The following is a 652-nucleotide window of genomic DNA, read 5'->3' as shown; positions in this document are numbered from 1 at the left end:
TTCCTGCCGCCGTCTGATAGAGCCACCCAATGAAGCAGATCTCGTTTGCCCAGGCTGAGCACCAGAACAAGAAGAAGGTTACCCGCCGAGAGCGGTTCCTGGTCCAGATGAATGCCCTGGTTCCTTGGCAACGGCTGATCGACGCGCTGTCGCCGTCCTACTTCCCCAACGCGGCGGGTAAGCGGGGCCGGCCGCCCATTGGCCTGGAGCAGCGCATGCTGCGGATCTACTTCCTCCAACAGTGGTATGCGCTTGCCGACGAGGCGCTGGAAGATGCCATCTATGACAGCCAGGCCATGCGCGATTTCATCGGTATCGACCTGGCCATCGAGAGCGTGCCGGACGCCACCACACTGCTGCGTTTCCGACATCTGCTGGAGAAGCATGCGCTGACCCAGCGGATCTTCGAGGAGATCAACGCCAGCTTGGCCGAGCAGGGACTGTTCATGCGCGAGGGCACCATCGTCGATGCCACCATCGTGGCGGCCGCGCCCTCCACCAAGAACCAGGCCAAGCAACGCGACCCGGAGATGAAGCAGACCAAGAAGGGCAACCAGTGGTTTTTCGGCATGAAGGCCCATATCGGCGTCGATGCTGTCACCGGCCTGACCCACAGTGTCGCTGCCACCTCGGCAAATGTGGCCGATGTCAC

At 61.8% G+C, this 652-nt stretch carries 1 protein-coding gene; it reads left to right on the top strand.

Translation table 11 applies throughout. The annotated features are described in order from the left end of the window. Positions 1–29: 29 nt before the first annotated feature. Positions 30–652, top strand: a 623-nt coding sequence (locus QWY76_RS20035) for an IS5 family transposase (protein ID WP_290313342.1), incomplete at its 3' end; no start/stop codon positions are given.

The sequence above is a fragment of the Halomonas maura genome (genome assembly GCF_030409305.1).
GTDB classification, from domain to species: Bacteria; Pseudomonadota; Gammaproteobacteria; order Pseudomonadales; family Halomonadaceae; genus Halomonas; species Halomonas maura.
This window is presented reverse-complemented; position numbering and strand designations above follow the sequence as displayed.